The sequence below is a fragment of the Ruegeria sp. D6 genome (genome assembly GCF_056534365.1).
Genome location: NZ_JBQFPH010000002.1, coordinates 13,958 through 35,302, shown reverse-complemented (window position 1 = coordinate 35,302; position 21,345 = coordinate 13,958). Strand labels below are relative to the sequence as shown.

Genomic DNA, 21,345 nt, shown 5'->3' with positions numbered 1-21,345 from the left:
TGAGCGACATGAGCGAGCTTCGCCCCTTCCGAGAAAATGCCCAACTTTGGAAGCCAACCAGGGCGGGCGCAATAGCGCGCAACGAAGCAGTTAGAGCCTGCAAATATCTCGGGCGAGCATTGTGGCGAAAATTGACCGGATATCACCGAAGAAGCCGCGCTGAGACAAAGATGAACTGCGTCAAACTGCTTGGCCAACACCTCATGGTCCGCGACTTCGATCGGCAAGTCGCTGAGCTCTATGTTCGGATCACAGTGCTCAACCGTTACACCGCTCTTGGCATACCTCTCACAATGCTCGAAGGATAACTCCGTCCGGGGAAAGGGGCAGTCCGTTCACACCCGGATTTGTGCAACAAAGCCCATGTGATTCGATATTCATCGTCTCTATGTGGTTAAGAAAAATTGAAAAAGAGGGGTATTTATCATATTTAATTCAGCAACTTAGGCGCCAACGCCTTGTAAAACCTCCAACAAAAATATTGACGAAAGGAGTTCTTGCTTCGTACCGTCAGATCAGTTCAAGCGATCCTTTAGTAACCGCAAAGGTGAAATCTGAGGGTTGAGAAAGGGGGCCTCCTACAGAGACTTCTCTATGGTGCGTTTTTTCGCGCACAATATAGAACCGTAGAAATGTCTATCAGAATTTTGAACGATTTTTCTAGTTTTTTGATTGTACGCGGAAATTTAGACAATGCTTTTTTGTGGAGGAATTGTTGAAGGACGAGTTGCTGAATAATGAAGAATTTATTGAAGAAGGTCAGATTGCATCTTGGACCAACTGGTGCAAAATTTCCCGCCGTACGTTTCTGGGTTCTAGCCTTGCGATAACTGCTGCTCCGGCTTTGGCTGCGAGAGGCGATGCTCTTGATGACATCGGACTATTCTTTGAGCGATCTGACGACCGGCGTTTTGTCCGGGTCTATGCCGAACTTGGCAATCTCGAAGCCAAACGACAAGCGGATGCCAAAGATGAGCTTCTAAAGACGGCAACCAAGGATAAGGCCGTCGAACTACGCCACGAAAAGCAAAGGTTCCTGAATGAGTTTACCGGGTCGAGAGAGAGAGAGTTTCTGTGGGAGCTTGACTCCCTTCGATATGGTCCGGAAGCCTTTTTCCAACTCGATGCCGTTTCTGCAGATAGCATAGATGATGGCCGGGAGCATCTTCTCAGTGTCAGGAACGTCAGGTTTGCGCGTGATTTTAATCGGTTTGTGCAGTTCAGATTCAAACGGGAACGTATCGGCGGTCGACTGTGCTGGCGCGTTCGTGCCCTGACAGACTTCTGGTCAACGGGGCGAACCGGAAGCCAGTTTGGCTTGAATGCGTTAACAACCGGCGGTTTCGTGGACCTGCGGTCTTTTGCACGCCGCAGCGTGAAGCTGATTCAAGATGTCAGTAGGACGCGCATCAACGGAACGATGCGCCGCGTATTCAACAGGCTAGTTTCGTCACGTGCGTCCTTGCATGTTGGCCTCTGGGCCGATGGCGATTGGTCCCTTGAAGAGCGGCAGCTTGGGACAGCTCCCCTTGCTGCCGGTCACTCTGATATGCGATTTTCTACGTTGCAAATGGGTTGGGCTCTGCCTTCGACAAGTGTCACGCGGCCAACAACGAATGACCCGCTCCCAACATCTGATTTGCGGCGGTTGGAGGCCAGTCTTGATGGTGTGCCTGGCGGCTCAGTGTTGGCGCTTGGCAAATTCTCAGAGCCGGAGCGAAAGGTGGGCGAGACACGTAAGCTCACGTTTGGCTCAGGTGCTTTGCCAAAGATCGGACTCACGTACCAAATCGATCCAAAGAATCAAATCGACCCGAAGTCACGCGACGCCGGCCAACCATACGACGAGATTGTTTTGCGAGCAGATGAACGCGATGGCGAAACCGTTCAATCCAGAATGCCGCGCGAAGCCACGCTTTATGTCTTGGGGGACTGGACGACTAATTTGTCGATAGGAGTGGACGCCGTGGGTCCGCTGCCTGGCCTGTCCGGCGCGTTGCGACGGATCTCTCGACTTCGGAGCAGCGACCGTCCGACCCGCGATCCCGTCCTGTTCCGCAATGATATTACGTTCGGTGCCACGCATAGTGCGCGCAGAGCCCGTAGACTTGAAACGCCGCTCGGTTCGCTGATCGTTGACACTCCACCCGCAAGTGACGCCCCCTCCGAGGGTCCCGCTTACGGATCAATTTTCCGGGATCGCGCAGGCCTGCCGGTGCGATATTCAATGCTTGCGACTGGGTCGGGCACAACTTCCAGCGTCACTCTGGAATGGGCTGAGATTGCGCTGGAACTGATAGAAGCCGGTTTTGCGCTCAAGGACGCGCAGTACAGTCGACTTACATTTGAACATGCTGCTTTCCAACTTCTGTACCACCGCAGCGGGTTTTCCGAGCCGATTGGTGGCAGCTACTACGTTCTCGACCGGGGCGCGACGGCCGACGGCGCGTGGTGCCGGATCGATTTGAGCTTGGCGAAGCTGAAGGCCGCCCGGGCCTGGGACCTCTTGAACCTGAACTTTCGGTTTGCGGGGCTTGCGCTCGAGTTCGTCGGAGACGCGCATGAGATCGTGGGGCTCACCAACGAGTGCATGGTGATTGCACGACCGGGAGAGAATGCGAGATCCCCCGACATTCTCGACAATCGTCCGACGTTGGTTGTCGAGTTTCCGCCTCAACACCTGCTGGAGCAAGCCTTCTTCCATCCAAAGGATCCAGATCCCCCGGACGTCGCTCGCGAAGACCCTGTCAGTGAAGCAGAAAAGGAGGCAGAGCTTCTCCAGCTTATCCCGGACGGGGACGCTTGGGATTGGTCCGCATACACGCCCGCTTGCTCAAGTCTTGACGGCTGCAAGGAAATCGATCCGTTCGTCACAGACGACGTTTTGCTGGCACTGTCGCGTCTTCGTATCAACAAACGCATCAGCTTCCGAAGGGAGGTGCTCAAACGCAAGATTGCGAAAGACAAGCATGGCGAAATGGAGGTTTTCGCCGAACGTTTTCGCACAACCGCCCAGGCTTTCAACGACGGGGCAACCGTCGATCTCGGGTTCAAGACTGTCCTGACAAAGCGCCAAATGCCGGAGGATCAACTGACCTACATCGGCGATCTCGCGATGGACCCGCAGGCCTCTGCCATCGCGCGCGAAGTGGCGAGGACGATCAAGAACGCTGATGTAAATGCCGCGCTCCAGAAACTGTTGCACGAAGCGCGTGTCGCGGCCAATCGCATTTTGTCATTCCAAAAGACCCGCGAAACCCAAGCGTTCAGCACCGATTTTGACGCGGCCATGGCGCTGGAACGGCAGATTGCATCTGCCGTGCCGCGTTACGCGCTGGTTCGCGAGTTGTGGCGTGAGGAGGCGATCAAGGAGCTTGAGCAAACCGCCGCACTGCCTCTGGAAACGCAAAACATTGAGTTCGCGCTCGATTTCAGTTTTGTCGACCTGAGCGTAAAGCCCACGCCAAGCGCCGTTCCAAGTCGCGCATGGGCCAAGGATATTTCCGGGCATCTTTTGAATGCCGATGCCACGCTAATAGGGCGCATTGCCGCCCGTTTGGCCGGTTCAATGTCTCCGGGCGGTCTTGCCGAAGCGCGTGTCTCCGAGCCGTCGCGACTGGCGTTCAAGATCACCTGTCGTGACAGCGTCGCCGTTGAGCGTGTGACGCATTCTCGCCTCGACCAACCCGTCGATGAGGAGAACCAACTCGGCAAGTCGCGGATGGATTTCTCCCTGTCTGCACTGACGAACTGGGCGTCCATGGAGCTTGCAGTGACCCGCCGTGCGGCAACCGTTTGGAAGCCCGGAACCGGCGGTCGCCTTGGTCCGCGAAGCGATCGAACGGAGGACTTGTCCGCTGGTGCGAAGCTGGACGCGCTTGGGTTCCGAGTAAACGTCAATTCGCTTGACCGGCTTGAAGATGTCCGCGGTGTCATGCGCGCACCTCAGGCGCTTGAGACGAGCATTGAACTTCCCACCCGATTGATCTTGTCGCCATCTGATCGGGCGGTCTTCCTGTCACGGAAGCGTGTCTTCAACTCGGTCTATTCCGAGGTTCCGGTTTCAGCGAACGACATCGCGCGCGTTGATCCGAATTGTGATTCGCGTCCGCTGTTCAGCGCGCGCCTTTTCGCGGGCGGTATTGATCCAGGCATCCGAGCTGTGGCATCGCCGGACTTTCGGTCGAGTTTCCTTTGGACCGGTGCTGCCGACGATGCCGGTAGAAACCTCAATGTTCCTTACGCGCGATTGCCGGGATATGGCCCGCCTCCAGCCGGCAATATTGCCCCCTGGATGTTGACGCGTCCGGAAACCCATGCCGAAGGTATTGGCCCGAGACGTTTGATGGAGCGTGCACGAGTTATCAATCCAGACGAGTTCAAAGAACTCGAAATCGACCCCAGAAAAACGACGAAGATAGAACCTGGTGATTACGCCAGCGACGAAACCTATTGCGCCGCTGTTCTTGCTGCCTCGGCGGAGGAAAAGCCTGCGGTGTTGCCCGACATCGTCCGACGCATGTGCGTCCGCCTCGGGCTGACGGTCGATCAGGAGAAGCAGATCCTCAAACGTGCACGCGCTTTCCGTGCGGCACTGTCCGCGAATGACCGGCACCAACTCGTCGTGCTGAGCTCGGCCTTCGGTCTCCCTGTAACCGGACGACGAAAGGCGACGGGTGAGCTTGTTGCGAATTCTGGTCAAAGCGAACCGGACCCTCGCCACGTCCTGGGCGACCTTTTGCCAGGTTCCGCGATTTACATCCCGCCTACACTCAATGTCACCGAACTGGCGCTGACAAGCCTTGGCGGGTCCTTGCGCGCCGACACCTCTTTCGTTCCGCCGGTCTCTGCGAGACGGTTGGACGGTGGCGCACTGTTCGATGCCCTCACGGTGGAAAAGTGGACACAATGGACCGCTCTAGGGAGGGATGTCTCGACTGAAGTGGTCTACAAAGGATTTCTGTTCCCGCTTGGTCACAGAGCCGCTCTCGTCAAGGTAACCGAGCGGACCTTCTATCGAGATCGGCTGCAACCGGAACAAATTCGCGCCTATCTTCGGCAGCGTATGTTCGTACGGTGCACGAAGCCGGAAAAGGTCTACCCAGCGGTGGGGCAGGCGAATGATGGAAGAGCCTTCCCTGCCGATCAAGTCACGCTTCTGACCACCGTCACCCCTGATATTGCCGACCCGTATGAAGGCGGCGGGCGTGTTGATATCGGACCTCGGCCTGGACTCGCCTTCTGGCCCAGCTTGACGGCGCTTCCGGGAACTGAGGTGCGGTTTGAAATGAATATCGGCGGGCAGTTTGCCGATCTGCCGCTGATCTTCGTCGATAATACAGCCGCAAACGACGAAGCCGCACTGGAAATTCTGGTTCGACGTTACAATGAGATTGAAACACCGGACGTGAAGTTGAAACCGACCGACGTTACCCCGGCTGATGGTGACGTTCCGACGCGCTCCGATGTCATAAATCCGATCAAACATATGCGAACTTTGCGGTTTGGCGGCGCAAAAATGCGGTACGCGCCGGAGCTTGAGAGTGGCTCCGCAAGTATCGAGACAAATGCCTGGACGCTGATGGCCGAAGGTCGTGAGCGGTCCGTGCCGCGTGAGCGTAAGGGCGACGACGCGAACGCCGATATTAGGAACGTGGACTTCCGCAACACCAGTTTCCGGTTCACGCCTGTCTTGCAGGGTGTAGACCAGCCTCCGTTCTATCCGGCGATTGATACATGTCACATCCGTCTGCGCCAGAACGAACGCCTCACAGGACGCGTCCCCGACACCTCGGTTATCGCCAGTTTCGACGGCCGCTACATCAAGAACGGCTTGCCACTCTATCGCCCCGGTGAGGAAGGTACAGAGAATAGCGAAGCGCTGGCAGCCATTGCCGAGGCGGCCAAAGAAGTCGGAAACGGAATGCAGCTTTTCTTACGCGTTCTGACACCACAAGCGCAAAGCATGGGGGACAAAGGGGATAACTCTGGCGCTGTGTTCCGCCCGGACGGGCATATCGTGGCACTCTCGAGGTCGAAAGGGGCAGTCACGAACTTCGACGGTGATGAAAATGACTGGGTGATAATCCCAACCCCGACGCCCGGCGCCGACAACGTGTCTGTCCAACGCCCAAGCCTTGCCGCGGAATACAACGTCCCACCGAAAGCCGAGATTGCGGCCAAACCGGTTGCAGCGGTACCGGCAGTTCCGGGGGCTAACCAAAACCCTGAAGACGATGTCACGGAAGCACTCCGAAAGGCGCGGGAGCTTTATGAGAACCTGTTTTCAAGCGACGCGAAAATACTGGGTCTCGTCAGTATCAAGGACCTCTTCAAATTCATCACAGAGGAGTTTCTCGAAGACCCGTCGACCGGTGCACCGGAACTTGCGGAAATGATCCAGTACGGGGCAGGGCAGGTGGCCGGCGCAGCCGCAGATGCAGAAGAAGCGGCTCAGAACGCGCAGGAGTTCGTTAAAGACAAGGTGCTTCGCCCTCTGAAAGGTGCGCTTGACACGGTTCAGGAACATTGGGCCGGACTCGATACAGGGCTTTCTCAGTTGCAATCCGCCAGCGGGACGCTCATTCCCTCAGTGACGCTTCAAGAGGTCTTTCCCGAGCTTTGGCGCGGGCTTCAATCACTCCGCGCCGCAATCGACAAGGCTATTGGGACCGAGGACCCGCTGGAGTTCACCTTTGCCTGTTCGGAGGTCTACGAGGCGGGCCAGCGTTTCCTGAATGCGATAAGGGTTACAGCTGCTAACCCGGTTCAGAAATTCGCGGATACGCTGATCAGCCGTGTCGACCTGATCAGTGGCGCGAACCTAGATATCTCCAAAGTCATCTCGGATGGCGTCGCGGAGATTCTGGGACCCTTCGATCCGTCCAACCTGCCGCAGGAACTCGCCCTGCTGATCGTCGGTCCAGGTGGCGCCAACGACCCGTTCCTCTGGTTTGCCATCCCGTTCCCGGACAGCATTACCGGCGTCGACGACGCAGTTTTGCAGCGTATTCGCCAAGCACTAATGCTGCGCAAACGGACCGTCCAAGACGCCGTCCGCGAGTTCATCGAGAATGTGCTTGCAAAGCTCTTGCCTCCCGCTGCACCACCGACACCGAAGAAGATTGAAGACGTCTTCAAGGAAGAGTTCGCCATACTCGCCAAGAAACTAGGTGAAGCGCTCAAACGGCGGATCGACACAGCCATCGTAGTCGCGAAGGCGGAATTCGCCGGCACGTTGCCGAATGACCTTGCCCGTCAGCTGGCCTCGCTGAAGGCGATGTACGGTTTGCAGGATCAAGGCCGGTCCTTCCTCGCGCGCTTGTTCATCAACGCTGACCTGCCGCCTGCCATGACCGAGATGTGGCGCACCGAGTTTGAGCGCTTGAAGAACGCATACACTGCGGCGCAGGCGCTTAAGAAGACTATAGAGGATGAACCCGAGCGGCTCGATGTTGTGGCCAACCGATTGATAGCCTTTATTGAAGTCTTTACCGGCCGTCTGGATTTCAATGTTGAGGAGTATTGTACATTCACCGGGTGGACGACGCTCCTCGACAAAATCGGCAAATCTCTCGACCTCAAGAAGCTCGCATACTGCCGGATCGAAGAGCTGACGCTTGACCCCGAAGTGGATAATCTCTGCGTCTACGAGAGCGGACAGATCTCGATCACGCCACCAGCAGGCGGTGATCCCGACCTTTGCAAGACGATCCACGAGGCCCACGGCAATATTGCCGAGACATTGGAGAAACTGGAAGACGTCGACATTGCCGACATCGCCGAGAAGGTGAACGACAAGGCCGAGAACTTCGTTCCAAGTGGCAAGCAAGAAGTTGCGGACTGTGTGAAGAGCTTCGTCGATTTTGCAAACGTCCTGAAGAGGGAACTCACAGAGACACGCGATGCGGCGGGAGAGGCGTTTTGCGATCTCTATAACGATGCGCTTGCGGTCCACGCTTTGGACGCAAGTGTGCAGCAGGCTCTTGGGCAGCTTGGCGACTTCTGTAAGATCGGCGTGCTTCTGAAAGAGAACAAGCTTGCACCGGCGACCCGGCAAATCGACAGCTTCATGAAAGGGCGGCAGGAACTCCTCAAAACGCTGGTGGTTCACTTCAAGTCGATTGTCGATGCCATCGGGAATTTCTTGAAGGAAGACCATATCGACAAGGTTCTGGCACTTGCCGGAATTGTCCAAGGTCTCAACGTCCTGATCCAGCTTGACAAGGATGATGGCGGCAATCGCGTGGAGACCATCGTCAACGAGTTCAAGGACCTGACGGAGGAGTTCGAGCAAATTGCCGAGGACGCCGCCACAAGGCTCGTCGGGCTTCTGAATCCGATTGTCGCTCAGTTGGCGAAGACTGCCGCCGAAGTCGAGACAGCCTTGAACGTGGCCATTGCTGAGATCGAGGCACTCCGTCCACCGCCAAACGATAACGGACAAGAGGCCGTCATCAAGCGGCAATTGCTGGCCGAGACAATCGACAAGATCGATTTCACCAAACTGAAAGGCGATGCCGAGGATAGCAGAAAGGCGCTGGAAGCCCTTTCGATGGAACTCGACAAATATCCCAAAGGCAAGACCGGCTTCGAGGCAGTCAAGGAGCTGCAGAAGATATTTGAAGACATTGATACTGAACTCGCCCAGTCGGCTGAGCGGACCGCATTGCCCGCCGTCGCGCGCGAGGAGGTCGTCGCCGCCGCAACACAATGGATCAACGATCAAGCCGACGCGTTCATCAAGCTCGAAGAAGAGGGAATCGAAGCCGCCGTGAAATCTCTTGCCAGTATCGGCGAAGATATCCTCGGCTATGCGGTCGGCGAAATTTACGCGCGTGCCGATGATTTTACCCGAGCTTCGATCGGTGGCATTTTGCCGAACTCTATTACGGCAAATTCGCTTGGGTTGGACCCGTCTGACCCCTTGCCGGAACGCCTCACGCCAGCCGCAGACATGCCGAACCTCGGTAGTGTTCTTGGTACGGCTCCGGGTGCCAAAGAGCAACCGCGTGGCCTTGTCCACGAAGTCTACGTTGGACTCGTAGCGCTCCGCCAAATCATTCTCGACGCGATCAAGGACGAACAAGGCCTTCTTCAGGATCTGAGCGACAAACTGCAACCGCAAGTCGTGGTCGGCGGTATTTCAACTGACAGGTTGACCTGGGCAACCAACGGACTGGCGACGGCTTTCGAACCAACTGCCAAACCCATCTCTGATCCCGCCAATCGAGAGTTCCTTCGCGCGTTCATTCAAGGCTGGGTTGATGGGGAAGCTGCGCCAGTTGCGATCTTCACAGGGCTTGCCGAAGTCCTCGGCCAGCTTCTCAAGGGCCAGCTTCTGGACGAGATTGCGCTCGACGTCGTCCGTGACCAGATCGAGGAACACATTCTGGAACTCGTGCCATCGAAAATCGAGATGAGTTACGGCTTTGGCACCGAGCTGTCCGAGAATATGAAAAAGGCCACAGCGGGCATCTTCGAACCACGAAACAAGTCCAAGTTCCGAGTCGACGCCACCATCGTCATCGACTTCTCCAACACAATCTCAGGTGTATCGGACGGCATCGGCAACGGCGGCCACCAATTCGCGCCGCCGTCTGTTTCGGCAAAGGCGGTAGGATCGCTTGGTCCATTCGACATCAATCTCGTGGGCGACTTCAAAGCCGTGAAACTGATATTCGCGGGCGCGAGGTTTATCACGGAGGATGGGCGGGACCCAGTATTCAAAGTCGACTTCGTGGATTTTGAGATCGGCAAGGAGCTTGAATTCGTTCAGCAGCTTGCCTCCTACTTCACGCTCTCAAGCGACAGCGGCTTCTTCATCGAGCCGACAATCTCACCTTTGGGTTTGAAGGCAGGATACGCTCTGCCTTCGACGACGATATCTATCGGCACGGCGTCGTTCTTTAATGTTGCGATAACCGCCAGCGCCCGGTTGCCTTTCGATGGGGCGGACGCGCGGTTTGGGGCCTCGCTCTCCCGCAGGCGCTCACCTTTCACCGTGTCGATCGCGCCGTATGGTGGCTCCGGGTTCTTCGCAATCGAGGCCAATACAAAAGGCATCGTTGGCTTCGAGGCATCGTTTGAATTCGGTGGCGCCGGGGCCTTTGCCTTCGGTCCGCTCACCGGTCAGGGACGAATCATGGCAGGCATCTATGTCCGCCAGACATCTTTGCCGGATGTTGGAAAGGTCACTGAAATATCAGGCACTTTCTTTGCGGGCGGAAGTGCAAATATTTGGATATTTAGCTTTTCATCCTCCCTATATGTCCGGCTTGGCATGGTTAACGGGGACATGTCGGGTGAGGCGGTGTTCACCTTCTCATTCTCGATGGGGATCAAGGACTTCGAGTTCTCTGTTCAGGTCTGGAAAAAGGAAGGAAAGGGATTCCAACCGACGCAGCAGGCAAGCCTGCACCCATCGCTTCGGACCCTACGGCGCGCACTCCATGATGGTGTGCAGCTTGCTTCGCTCCAAAGCGAAAATGAGTTCGTCGAAGTTGTCACAGTTCGGGACCCGGTCATCAAGGTGCAGGTCGATCCGCCCAACGGCAACTGGCGGGATCACCGCAAATATTATGACATGACGATGGAGTGTGAGGATTTGTTCTGATGGCGCGTGATTTTGCAACTAATATTGTAAAAGAAGTCGACACAACCCCAATCTACGCGCGCCCTTACGCGCGGGTTGTCCCCAACGGAATTGTTCGTTCCCGAGGCAGAAGGTTCCTTCGCGCCACGGTGCTTCTGACACCCGAACTGTCCGGAGAAAGCGGGGATATTCCCACGGGTTACACGCTCCAAAGCTGGCCAAAGAATGTATTTGAGAAACTTGCGGGAAGCGATTTCAAGATTCCACTGGCCATTTTCGGGATCGATTCCGGGAATGTGCCAATCGATATCAGTAAGTGTGGGACATCTTGTCAGGTACAAGCAGACGCCTGGCGCGCTGCCGGCACATTCAGCGCGACGGAGTTGGAAGAGCTGCGCCGGATCTGGCTTCGAAATTTGTTCGAGGGGGATGAAACCGAATGGCTCGCGCTTGCCAAACAGATCGACGCTTCCTTGGGCGGCTCTGCGGCGAATCCGACTGCTCTGGACCAAACGACAGCAGCCGCTGCGCCGTTGAACGCTGAAGAGCAGACCAAAAAGGACGAACGTCTTTACGGGAACGACGGGCAACTCAAAATCAAGATTGAGCCCAACGCAGAACGTGCCGTGCAAGCGATGGCTGCCGTGCCACATTCGGACCTTTCGGTTTCCATCGAATTCCAAAGGGTCGAAGAGCTTCTGATCTCCTATGCGGAAGCGGAGCAAGGTGGGGACGTGCGTTGCGCTGCGGAACTAGCCCGTTTGAAGCGTCTCGCCGAAACGCTCACTGAAACGCATGTGCCGCCCACGGACGAGATTGTTCCTGAAAAAATCGTCAAAACCAAGCGCCGGGACGCAGCCATCGCGAAACATAAGGCCTTGCGGGAAAAAGTCGTCGGCGCGTCCAAATCTGTGACCAAAACGCTAAAGTCTGCCGCCGACGCGGCAGAAGATCAGAAATGTGTCCGCTCTGCACGTCCATCTGGGGTCGAGTTGCCGAAAGCGTTTGTTGCCGGCGATGACGCCGAGAGCACGTTCGAGAGGGCGGAGGAAATCGCGGCATACGCCAGTTGGTCGGAATATGCTGATACGGCCCCAGGAGAAGCGCCAAAACGGGTTCATGAAGAGGCAAACCCGGTCCTTGCCGCCGCTGAGCGCGCATTCTTCACCTTGCAGTCGACACCTGCACTTGCACGGCTGTTCGGCCTCGCTATCGATGTTCGTATCGATCTTGATGAGATTGAAGGCAAAACTCCTGCGGTCAACGACGGCTTCGTCCTTGTGTCCTGTCCCGATCCTTCTTGCGGAGACGAGGAGCGCAGTTTTCGCGCGCTGCCGCTAACCCTTGCAAAGCTAGAACGCGCAAGAAGTTGGTTTTACCCAGCCTCAGAAACAGAATGGGAGTGCGAGGAGACGTCGCCAGAACGTGACGGACATTTTCGCATGGGGGTGCCGGTTGACCCTGAAGCACCGGATCGGTTGCGCTATGACCTCACCAGTCTCGACATCAGAACAGCAACTGAACTTGAGTGTCAGCGCCGCCAACTTAGGCGCGCAAACATGCTGGCAGTCTCCGCCGAGGATAGAAAGACCAAAGATGGTGACAAGGACAACGAGAAATGGGCGAAAGCCGGTCTTTGGGAAGACCTGTGCGAGGCGTCCAGTCTTCAGACATCCGGCCTCGCCCTGCTAGACCGCGGTGTTCTCCAGCAATCCACGCTCAATCTTGCAGCGAGTATTGCTAAGTCCGAGGTGAACTTTCCGGCCGGCAGTGATCTTGCCAGGCTGGCCGGTGCATCGATCAAATCAAATCTCGCCGTTTGCGGGGCACAAAAGCAATTGGTCCTAGACGCTGCTGATCTAACTGTCGGTGCACGGTTAGATGTAGGTGTGCCGGTCAAGAATAGGGATGGCAGCTCTGATATCGTGACAGAATGGCGGTCGTTAACAGGACGCGTCGTCGATTACGGGACTTCTGGCGATCCAAATACCCGGCGTTTTGTGAATCGGAAGCTGCCAAGGATCGCGGGCCGGTTCAAAAGTGAACTGCGCGTGAGCCTTGACAGTGCCATGCAGACCGTTCCGGCACGGTTGATCGCGACAGACGAGATGGACGGCGAGAACAAACAGCCCGTGGACGTGGTGATGGAAGAGGCCATCGCACAATGGAACGGCGATCCGATGGGGGCCGATAGCGCATCGCGACCGGGATACGTTTCCGAAGCCGGCTTACGATTCGGACGGACGATCAGCCTGCCGAATTCTGACGATTTTAACGATACGTTGTTGCCGCCGCCCCTCCGCTATGGCTGCGCCTATCGCTTCAAGATGCGGCAGGTGTTTTCCGGCGGTGCGGCCGTTCCTGTCAATGCGCTGGCTGACGATCAGTTGGATACGCCCTACCCGCCCAACCAGAATGACGCACGGCCATATTTTCGCTTTCTTCGTCAGTCGCGACTGGACGTACCGACTGTTTTGATGCTGCGGGGCGACGCCCAAAAGCTGAACCTGCCAATGGGACCGGAGCACTCACTCAACATGTTGGTCAGGTCGATCGATCTCACTCGGGACGAACGAAGGGTTCCAGCCTTGAAAGAATTGCTCAACCGGGAAAGACCAAGGTCGGCCCGGCGCATTCTGTTGCCGCCGCAGGTAAGTTTCGAAGAAGCCACACGGCATGGCGTGTTCGATCAGCTACAATTTTCGCGAAAACCGCAGGGTTTGATCCCGCGCGCGTCAAAGACGGATGAGGGGGGGTTCCCGACGGTTGGAAGCGCAATAATGCGTGGCTTCAACAGCGAAGCCTATCTGGTCAATCGGCGGTATCCGTATGATCCTAACGACGCCGATAGTGACGGTGCGGGCGACGCAGTTCTGGATGTCACCGTTACCGAAGCAGACGGACGCTACTACCCCGATCCCATGGCTTCGCAGCTTGTGTTTGCCCTGCGCCATCCTGCGGAGGGTACCTATGTCGGCGACCCTGTTCCGGTCGCAGTCGAACCTCAGGCTGGGTATCCACGCATGTTGCCGGTTGTCGTTGACTTGCTGCGGGCGACCACACCTGCAACCGGACAAGCCCATATTCGCCTTTTCTTGGCCGGTCGGAAAGTCCGTGTCGAGACGGGCGGTGTCGACCGCCTGCTGTCGCGCATCGTGGTGTCCTTGCCGCCCGGCGAAGACTACGAACTGGATTGCTGGGCCGTTCCGAGTGCGGAGGACCTTTGCCGGAATTTTTCATTGATCCAGTCGCTCGCGATCTACGCTGATCGTATCGTAGGCGACAAGACTGGGGATGAGTGCCTGAGGGAGGCTAGGGAAAAGCTCGGGATGGCGTGCAACGCCGCAGTTATCGCCGAAGCTTTGTCCAGTCTTGCTTGCGGCGGGTCAACCCCTGACCCAGATACCAGTTTTTTCGGACCGGGCGGAGAGATCACGCCCCCCAAGGTGGCGCTTCAGGCACTCGCCCAGGAACTTCATCAGATGATGTTAAGGCGCCCGCTGCCGGAACTTGCCTCCGTTCGCTCGATCCGGGTGACACATGCCGTAAACCGACCGATCCGAACGCCAACTATACCAAGCATTCCAGCAGGCGGGGATGAACCTAGGTTCGAAGAGAAAGTTGCAGAGATTGATACGGCGCGGATGCGTGTGCTGCGACCGGTACGTAGTCGGTTGGAAACCGACGGGAAATTGATCGGAAAGGACGCCATTGATCACCTCGCGACTGAATTCGCGCTCGATGGTCAGATCAGTTTTCGGCTCGATCAGGTCGACGGGTTTGAACTGATAGGACAGGCGATCCTGCCGGGCGCGTCAGCCTTCGATGATCCGAAACGCGGTAGGAGCGTTCCCAAGAAACGCGACGGGGACTGGCCGAATTTCGAATTGGACGACGGACGTGTCTTCTACCGAACTGGCAAGGATATTTTCGGTTTTGCAATCAATGACAAGGGTGTCACAAAGCATGACGAGGTTACCTTCCCGCTCTTGCGCGTCGAAAACCTGTCGCGTGAGATAAAGAAGACAGTGGGCGGGGATGCAACGCTCCCGCTTCGACCGTTCTTTCTCGCTGACCAACAAACGACAGACGAATGGCGTGTCGTTCGCAAGCATGTCTTCCCCGACGACAAGGCGCGGAAACTCCTGATCAAACCGCGCGTCTTCGGGCGAACAGCGGCTTTTCTCGATACGGCGAATTATGTTCGCGGCGGTGCTTTCAGAACGTCGGAGACACTGCCGCAGGCCGTGACGTACAAGGATGGGGATTGGACCGAAGTCATTCTTCCGGCCACCAAACGTCCTGCCAAATGCGACCCGCCCACGCCCGAACCGGTTTTTGCTTGGCATGGGCGTATCGAGGAGAGGGGAAAAAACAAAGGCTTGCTTCAGTCCCGTCGGATTGTCACGCGTATCAGGCTCTCGCGGGAATGGTTCTCTTCCGGCGAGGATGAACAGTTGGGCATTGTGCTTTGGCCACCCAATCTTGACGAAACTAACCCAGCACCCTTCTGCGACGATGGTGTTCCCATCCCAGACCCCATGACAGGCAAATTGGGGCCAAAGGCGGACCTACCGCATTTCATTGATGATGATCTTGGGCCAGGTGGGCGCTTTGTGTCCCGAATGGGACTCGATCCGATTGCAGGTCAGGACGACGAGCAGTTGTTGCAGGGGCTCGCCTGTGAGGTGCCGTTAGAGAAATTCGGAGTAGAGTTCCGAGCAGGGCAGGTGCGCCGAGCGAACCGCCCTGGTCTTTTCATTGGACCAGATGCATTTCATCGCGACCTTGAGCGCGAAGACGGTGATCCACGCAAAGCGACGTATTTGGCGAATGCATTGATGCCAACTGTGGAACAGGCGCGCGAGGTCGGTGCATTGGTTCCAGGCAAATCATTGGCCGTCGGTCTCATGTGTTATCGACCATTGTTCGATCCCGAGACGGAGGAATGGTATGTCGATGTCGATCTGGATATTGGCGTCCTGTCTGAGGCGATGGTCCGCTTCGGCCTCGTCCGATATCAGCCCAATACAAAAGAAGACCTGCGAGTCTCGGAACCGGTTACGCAATGGGCGCACGTCATGGCAAGCCGTCATTTGATCGTGGTTCAGAACGATTCTGGCGGGCTCACGCTGAGCTTGTTCGGGGCGGCTGCACTGAGCCGCAAGTCGGCTTTCGACCCGTCAGAGGATCAAGGCGAAGAGATCCGAGATGCGTATCGGTCTGTTTTGGATGCCAAGGAGGAAGGAGCGGCCGACGCTTTGTTCGCGCATGAAAGACTGCATGACCGTCCCCGTTTGCACTATGAGGTTTTCCGAGAACGCCAAGGGCCAGGCGGTATTCTCTTGAGGACGCCAGTTCGCTTGGATCAATCCGACACTGATCCTCTGGGTCGCCCGAATGCAGGATACCTTGTGCCAAATGACAGCCCGGCTGGCTGGATCAGCCTTTGGACACGGGAAATGAGTCTTCTTGAAACGCCGGTACCGGGTGAGACTTTCGTGCTTTACGTCGAAGAGCGGCCATGGTTTCGGCCTGCCAGTTATCCGATCGAGCCGGCTCCCACAGGCGTAGCGCTGTCACCAGATACTGACATTTTCCGGCCTGCCGGTCCCCGCTACGCAGCGCGCCTTGATTTGGGGCGCTTGCTTGGTGGCGTGAGCAAAGACGTCAATTGCGAAACTGTTGCGGATGAATATCCAAACGGGAGGAAATGATGAGATTTTTTGAAACCGCATTTTGCGTTGCCTTGATCTGTGCGGGGGCAGCTCAGGCTTCCTGCAATTCCGGTCCTGACTGGTGCACCGACGATCCGCGTATTCCTGCAACGCTAAAAGAGAAGAAAGAGCGGCTATTAAAGGAGTACCCAAACTATCTGGTGGCGCTTTTGGACCTGGGCGTTCAGTGCGTCGCACGGATCAACCAGTCGCCCGATGCTTTTACTATAATCGAGGTGTTTTCAAACGGTGATTGGCAGACCATTCCATGGGATGCGGATGCCGAACGTATCTCAAAGACGCGATTGTCCGACGGCACGATTTCGCATTTCTGGATGGTGAATGCACGGCGTGCCTTCGCTTGTGACGGACAACCCAAATACGATGAGAGGTCCGACTATATAGCGGGCGAAGATGTAAACGCCGACCTCGCGACAAGGTGCAATGACCCGAACTGCTAAGGGCGGAAAGAGTTTGGGTTCCTTGCGCACGCCATATGATCGAGAGGAGCGCTGGTTATGCGACTTCTGATTGCTGTGGTCCTGGTGTTCTCCGCCCTTGGCTTGACCCCAGTTCATTCGAACACCGTGATTCAGAAAAGGATCGCCGAAGACAATCCCTGTCGCGCATTGAAATTCGATGCAGGCCTGTTCTCAATAGGCATCGACCGACTTCAGAGCGTCAGCGTCGAGGAGGCGGCGGTCTTGCTCATAGGTGATGTCGTTGACGCAACGTTCACAGGTCGATTGGCGTGCGAAACGTCTTCTGCGGCATTCGTGCGGGCCGACGCCTCGGTTCGCATATCAGCAGCTGCGACCGTGCATCTCGATACCTGCAATGTTCCAACAGTCTCCGTGACGCTAAGCGATTTTGGTGGCTCGAAAGCCGGCGTGCTTCGGGCTTTCTCCGCAGATATCGAAGAAGCGTTGAAGGCGGAGATTGTGGAAGGCCTGCATGAAGCCTGCGTGGCCTTTAACATCGACTGATGGGCAGGAGCCTGAAGTGACGCAAGAACATCTTCGCAAGCTTTGGAGCGTTCTGGGTGCGCTTCTCGCCTTCTATGCCGCGAACGCCTGGATTGTCAGTCAGGGTGGAAGCCCGATCTTTGATGTCGATTTGATTGAGGATGGGCCGGGCGTCGGATCCCTCGTGGCCCTACCGATCTGCGCCGTGCTGACCATTTTGCTCAGCCGCATCGGGACAGCCTACGCGCGACAAAGCGGCGCTGATGCGTGGCACGCAAAGCTGCCGGTGGTATGGCTGGAAGGTCTCGACACGTCCACATCGGGCGGGCGCTGGCATCAGCGCTTTTTTCTGACGGCCTTCATCATCATGCCATCGCTATCACTTGTACATTTTGCCCGGAAGGTCCTGGATGCACCTGTTTGGCTCCGTTCGCAGACAGGGTCGCCCGGTTCCGCACTCGATACCGTTCCGTTCTCAGAAATCTTCTCGAAACCCCACAAGATCGGCGGATTCATCGACGAGAAGGGTAAGCTCCAAGGGTCGGTTGATTGGTATCCGGCTGTCGAACCGCTTATTCTGGCGGCGCTTGCCCTGACGGCCTGGATTTCCGTCCTGGTCTTCCTCTACGACCTGTTTTTCGCCCAAAGCGAGAGTCCTGGGGATGCTTAGAGCTATCCTAGATTAACCGGGGAGGAGCAGTCAAAAGCCTAGAACTTCGGTTCGTGTTAAGAGTTTGATTTAATACAGAATAAATAATGATCGCCCAATCCTTGGCTTTTGGGTTTTACCATGTCACCAGAAGCCAGCCAGACGAACATCTCGTAGGTCTTTCGCCAGTTGACTTTGAAGCGGAACAAAAGAAAATGAATAAGGCAAACGTATTAGAGACTGGGGGCACCTCAACGAGATGGCGCATTATCGCGAACGGCATCTTTGTCCTCCTGTAATTCATAACAGACGATCCTGAACTAAGCTAACCTGAGGAGTCTTGAACAATGAGGTTCACAGCCTTATTTTCCTGCATCATTTTGATCCCAACCGTTTCGCTGTCAGATATTTCTGATAGTCAAATCCCGTGCTCTGCTGCGCAACAAAACATCGTTGAACAAGCGATAAAGACAGCACAAGATGGGATTGCGAAGTCGATTGATGCAATGTCACTCTCTAATGTGGCAGACGAGCAGCGTTTTGCCAGATGGTTTGGAACGAATGCTGAAAACGCTGTGCTGGAGGTAAAGAGGACTTTTGAGTTCGCACAGACATTCTCCAGTATCTCTAATGTTTGGTGCCCGATTGCGAATTCACCTGAGCTCGAGTTCAGTTTGAATGAGCTTGCTGCATATTTTCCAGATGGGTCTGGAAATATCTACTTAGCCCCGGAGTTTTTTGAACAAAGTGCGACGGGCAAAGATTCATTCGCTGGTGTGATTTTACATGAGATTACTCATATTGAGGCGGTGGCACCTACAGTGGATCATGAATATGGGGTTGCTGACGCTCAAGCCTTAGCGACTTCTGATCCTGGAAAAGCTCGTAGAAACGCGGATAACTATCAGTACTACATGGAGGATCTATTGTTTGGGATAAACTAGAATAGCGTCTTAGAAAGGGTATAAACGTGCCTACATTAATCTACGATATCGTGGACTCTAACCAGAGACTAAAAAGGATCGAAGTTCGCGAAGGGCCAGGAAACTGGGAAACGACATATGGCTCGGGTGAGTTGTGCGTTGATGACGGAACCTTCGATGATCGGGACGGTAATCTAAAGCTCCTGGGTGTGCTGCGTGGTGCTCCGCGAACTGTCATTGTGCTCAAGAATACTGGGTTCGACGGGTCTGAGGGTGATCGCGGTACAGCGAATTGCGAGTGTTGCGGAGGTGGCTGCGACCCAATTCCAATATGGAAGCTTGTGGGAGTCGAGTAATTGGGCGATCCAAGCGTCTTCAGGTGACTCTTGCTGCCAGATGGGTACCTGGTTAGGCATCTGATGCACTATTAACATAAGTTAGAGTGCGCGTTATGTCTGTATTTCTGATATAATTAATGGTGGAATCGTCCCTCCCCCGCAAACTCAGGTTCCGTCCACTACCGAAGTTTAGCTCCGCAAGGGCACTGAGCGTTTCGAAATTTGGTGTCTACACGCTCAATGCCATTGACACCGTCGCGCAAGAATGTTGACCGAAGGCACACGGTGGATGTTTTCACCGAAGTGAGCCTCGGTCACTACAACCTATCTGACACCTAACCCGCGCATCTAAATTGGACATGTCTGAGATCGGAGAATCTCGGGCTATGTCCCAATCTTATCTCAAGTTGCCCAATCTAAGTCAGACGATTGGTTTTGCGCTGAACTACGTCGAATGCCCAAGCCGCGACACCGGAGCATAAACATGCAAGAAATGACAGTAGGCTTGCCAATTGGCCTCCGATGCCGGAGACAAATATGATCGCCCAAACCAATAGGAGCAACGTGCTATAATACCTGAATGTTTCCAACTTTTTGCGGATAGGTAGGGTCTTCTGCGCCATGATAAGTCTAGAAGCATCTTCAGGAGGGTAGAGACTGACGTCGATTTCTGCTTGCTCGATTGAAGAGTGAAAAGAGTTCTTCCGTTCTTTCCCACATTTAGGATAGCTTTGGCATCTTCTTCGTTGATGCTGCTGCTTTGGTTAAGACTTAGTTTGATCAAGAGCATCAGGTATTCAGCTTTCTGTTTAGCGTTTCGAGGTTGCGAACGTTCCAGCAATTGCTCTCCGGTGACCAATGAAGCTTGCAAAAAATCAAATGCGGCTTGGTCTAAAGTGTCTCGTTCACCTGTCAGCACCCAGCTAGAGAGAAGACTCTGTCTGACACGCGCGGGACAGCGGCGACAAGATTGCTGAATGCCGATCTGTCTTTGCGCCAAATTGCAGTTCTGATGGGGTGGTCGGTTCGCTACGCGGCGCAGGTTATCGAGCATTATGCGCAGGTTAGCCCGGACGAAAGCGATGCAGTTTTGCGCAAGCTCAATCGAGCAAAATCACTGTCTCAAGACGCAAAAATGTAAACGCCCCTGTAAACGCGGGGCCTCAAACACGGCAAGGAGTGATCTAAGTGATTGTTTTTAAATGGAGGCGAGTACCGGAATCGAACCGGTGTACACGGATTTGCAATCCGCTGCGTCACCACTCCGCCAACTCGCCTTTTTAAGCAATATCAATAACTTGCCGTGGTGTGGGGGGCGTTCTATCAGCTTTCAGGATGAACGTCCATAGCCTTGAGGGCGATTATTTCTGTCTTGTTTGGAAATTTGACAATACCCCAATGGTACGTTTTTGCCGCGCCCGGAAATGCAATCTGGCCCGTTGCTGCAGGCAGGCGGATGTGGCAAAAGCCAGATAACAGTCTGATAAGGAATGAGCGATCACATGACAGATTTCGCAGCCCGGCGCCTTACGATGGTTGATACTCAGGTCAGGCCCTCGGATGTGACCAAGTTCCCTATCATTGATGCGATGCTGAGCGTTGCGCGCGAAAATTTCGTGCCGGATGCGCAACGTGAGGCAGCCTATGTTGGTGATCTGGTCGAGTTGGGTGATGGACGTTGTCTGCTTGAGCCCAGGACGCTGGCTAAGATGTTGGACGCAGTCAACATTTCCAATGATGAAGTGGTGCTGGATATCGCTCCGGGGCTGGGTTACTCAACCGCAATTGCCGCGCGAATGGCAGAGTTGGTTGTGGCAGTAGAATCCGACCCGGCATTGGCGGCCGAAGCTCAGACGCTTCTGATGGAAGCTGACGTAGACAACGCTATTGTTCATGAAGGACCGCTTGAACAAGGCGCGGTTGAGCATGGACCCTACGATGTGATCATGATTCAGGGTGGGGTCGAGCAGCTTTCAGACACTTTGCTGGATCAACTCAAGGATGGGGGCCGGATCATTTGCCTGTTCATGGAGGGTGATCTTGGCACGGTTCGTATGGGTCTCAAGTCCTCAGGCCGTGTCTCGTGGCGATTTGCATTCAATGCTAGCGCACCGATTTTGCCCGCATTTTGCGCTGAGTGTGCATTTTCGCTATAGTTG

Annotated in this window: 8 protein-coding genes, 1 tRNA gene and 1 pseudogene; 9 read left to right on the top strand and 1 reads right to left on the bottom strand. The window is 55.4% G+C overall.

Going from position 1 to position 21,345, the window contains the following annotated elements:
- Positions 1-23: 23 nt before the first annotated feature.
- From ACR0A1_RS07635 to ACR0A1_RS07600, 8 genes and pseudogenes are all read left to right on the top strand, one after another.
- Positions 24-308 (top strand): annotated as a pseudogene (locus tag ACR0A1_RS07635) (IS5/IS1182 family transposase); the annotation flags it as partial.
- Between the two features lie 1,415 nt (positions 309-1,723).
- The gene (locus ACR0A1_RS07630) at positions 1,724-10,615 is read left to right on the top strand and encodes a hypothetical protein (RefSeq protein WP_480866909.1); all 8,892 of its coding nucleotides are present in this window, start codon (positions 1,724-1,726) and stop codon (positions 10,613-10,615) included.
- Positions 10,615-16,311: a hypothetical protein gene (locus ACR0A1_RS07625; protein WP_480866907.1), complete on the top strand. Its 5,697-nt coding sequence runs from the start codon at positions 10,615-10,617 to the stop codon at positions 16,309-16,311. The genes ACR0A1_RS07630 and ACR0A1_RS07625 overlap by 1 nt, the downstream gene beginning before the upstream one ends.
- Positions 16,311-16,772 (top strand): hypothetical protein, encoded by a 462-nt coding sequence (locus ACR0A1_RS07620; RefSeq protein WP_480866906.1) that lies wholly within the window; start codon positions 16,311-16,313, stop codon positions 16,770-16,772. The genes ACR0A1_RS07625 and ACR0A1_RS07620 overlap by 1 nt, the downstream gene beginning before the upstream one ends.
- A gap of 57 nt (positions 16,773-16,829) precedes the next feature.
- Positions 16,830-17,297 (top strand): hypothetical protein, encoded by a 468-nt coding sequence (locus tag ACR0A1_RS07615; protein WP_480866904.1) that lies wholly within the window; start codon positions 16,830-16,832, stop codon positions 17,295-17,297.
- A 16-nt stretch (positions 17,298-17,313) separates the two neighbouring features.
- The gene (locus tag ACR0A1_RS07610) at positions 17,314-17,946 is read left to right on the top strand and encodes a hypothetical protein (protein ID WP_480752532.1); all 633 of its coding nucleotides are present in this window, start codon (positions 17,314-17,316) and stop codon (positions 17,944-17,946) included.
- Positions 17,947-18,272: 326 nt separating this feature from the next.
- Positions 18,273-18,869, top strand: coding sequence for a M35 family metallo-endopeptidase (locus ACR0A1_RS07605; RefSeq protein ID WP_480752534.1), 597 nt, complete (start codon positions 18,273-18,275; stop codon positions 18,867-18,869).
- 1,287 nt (positions 18,870-20,156) lie between these two features.
- A complete protein-coding gene (locus ACR0A1_RS07600) occupies positions 20,157-20,327 on the top strand; it encodes a hypothetical protein (protein ID WP_480752540.1) in 171 nt (56 codons plus the stop codon).
- 62 nt (positions 20,328-20,389) lie between these two features.
- Here the strand turns inward: ACR0A1_RS07600 and ACR0A1_RS07595 are convergent.
- Positions 20,390-20,463: transfer RNA gene (locus tag ACR0A1_RS07595), tRNA-Cys, on the bottom strand.
- Between the two features lie 225 nt (positions 20,464-20,688).
- Here ACR0A1_RS07595 and ACR0A1_RS07590 point away from each other — a divergent pair.
- Positions 20,689-21,342 (top strand): protein-L-isoaspartate O-methyltransferase family protein, encoded by a 654-nt coding sequence (locus ACR0A1_RS07590; RefSeq protein WP_170401191.1) that lies wholly within the window; start codon positions 20,689-20,691, stop codon positions 21,340-21,342.
- Positions 21,343-21,345 lie beyond the last annotated feature (3 nt).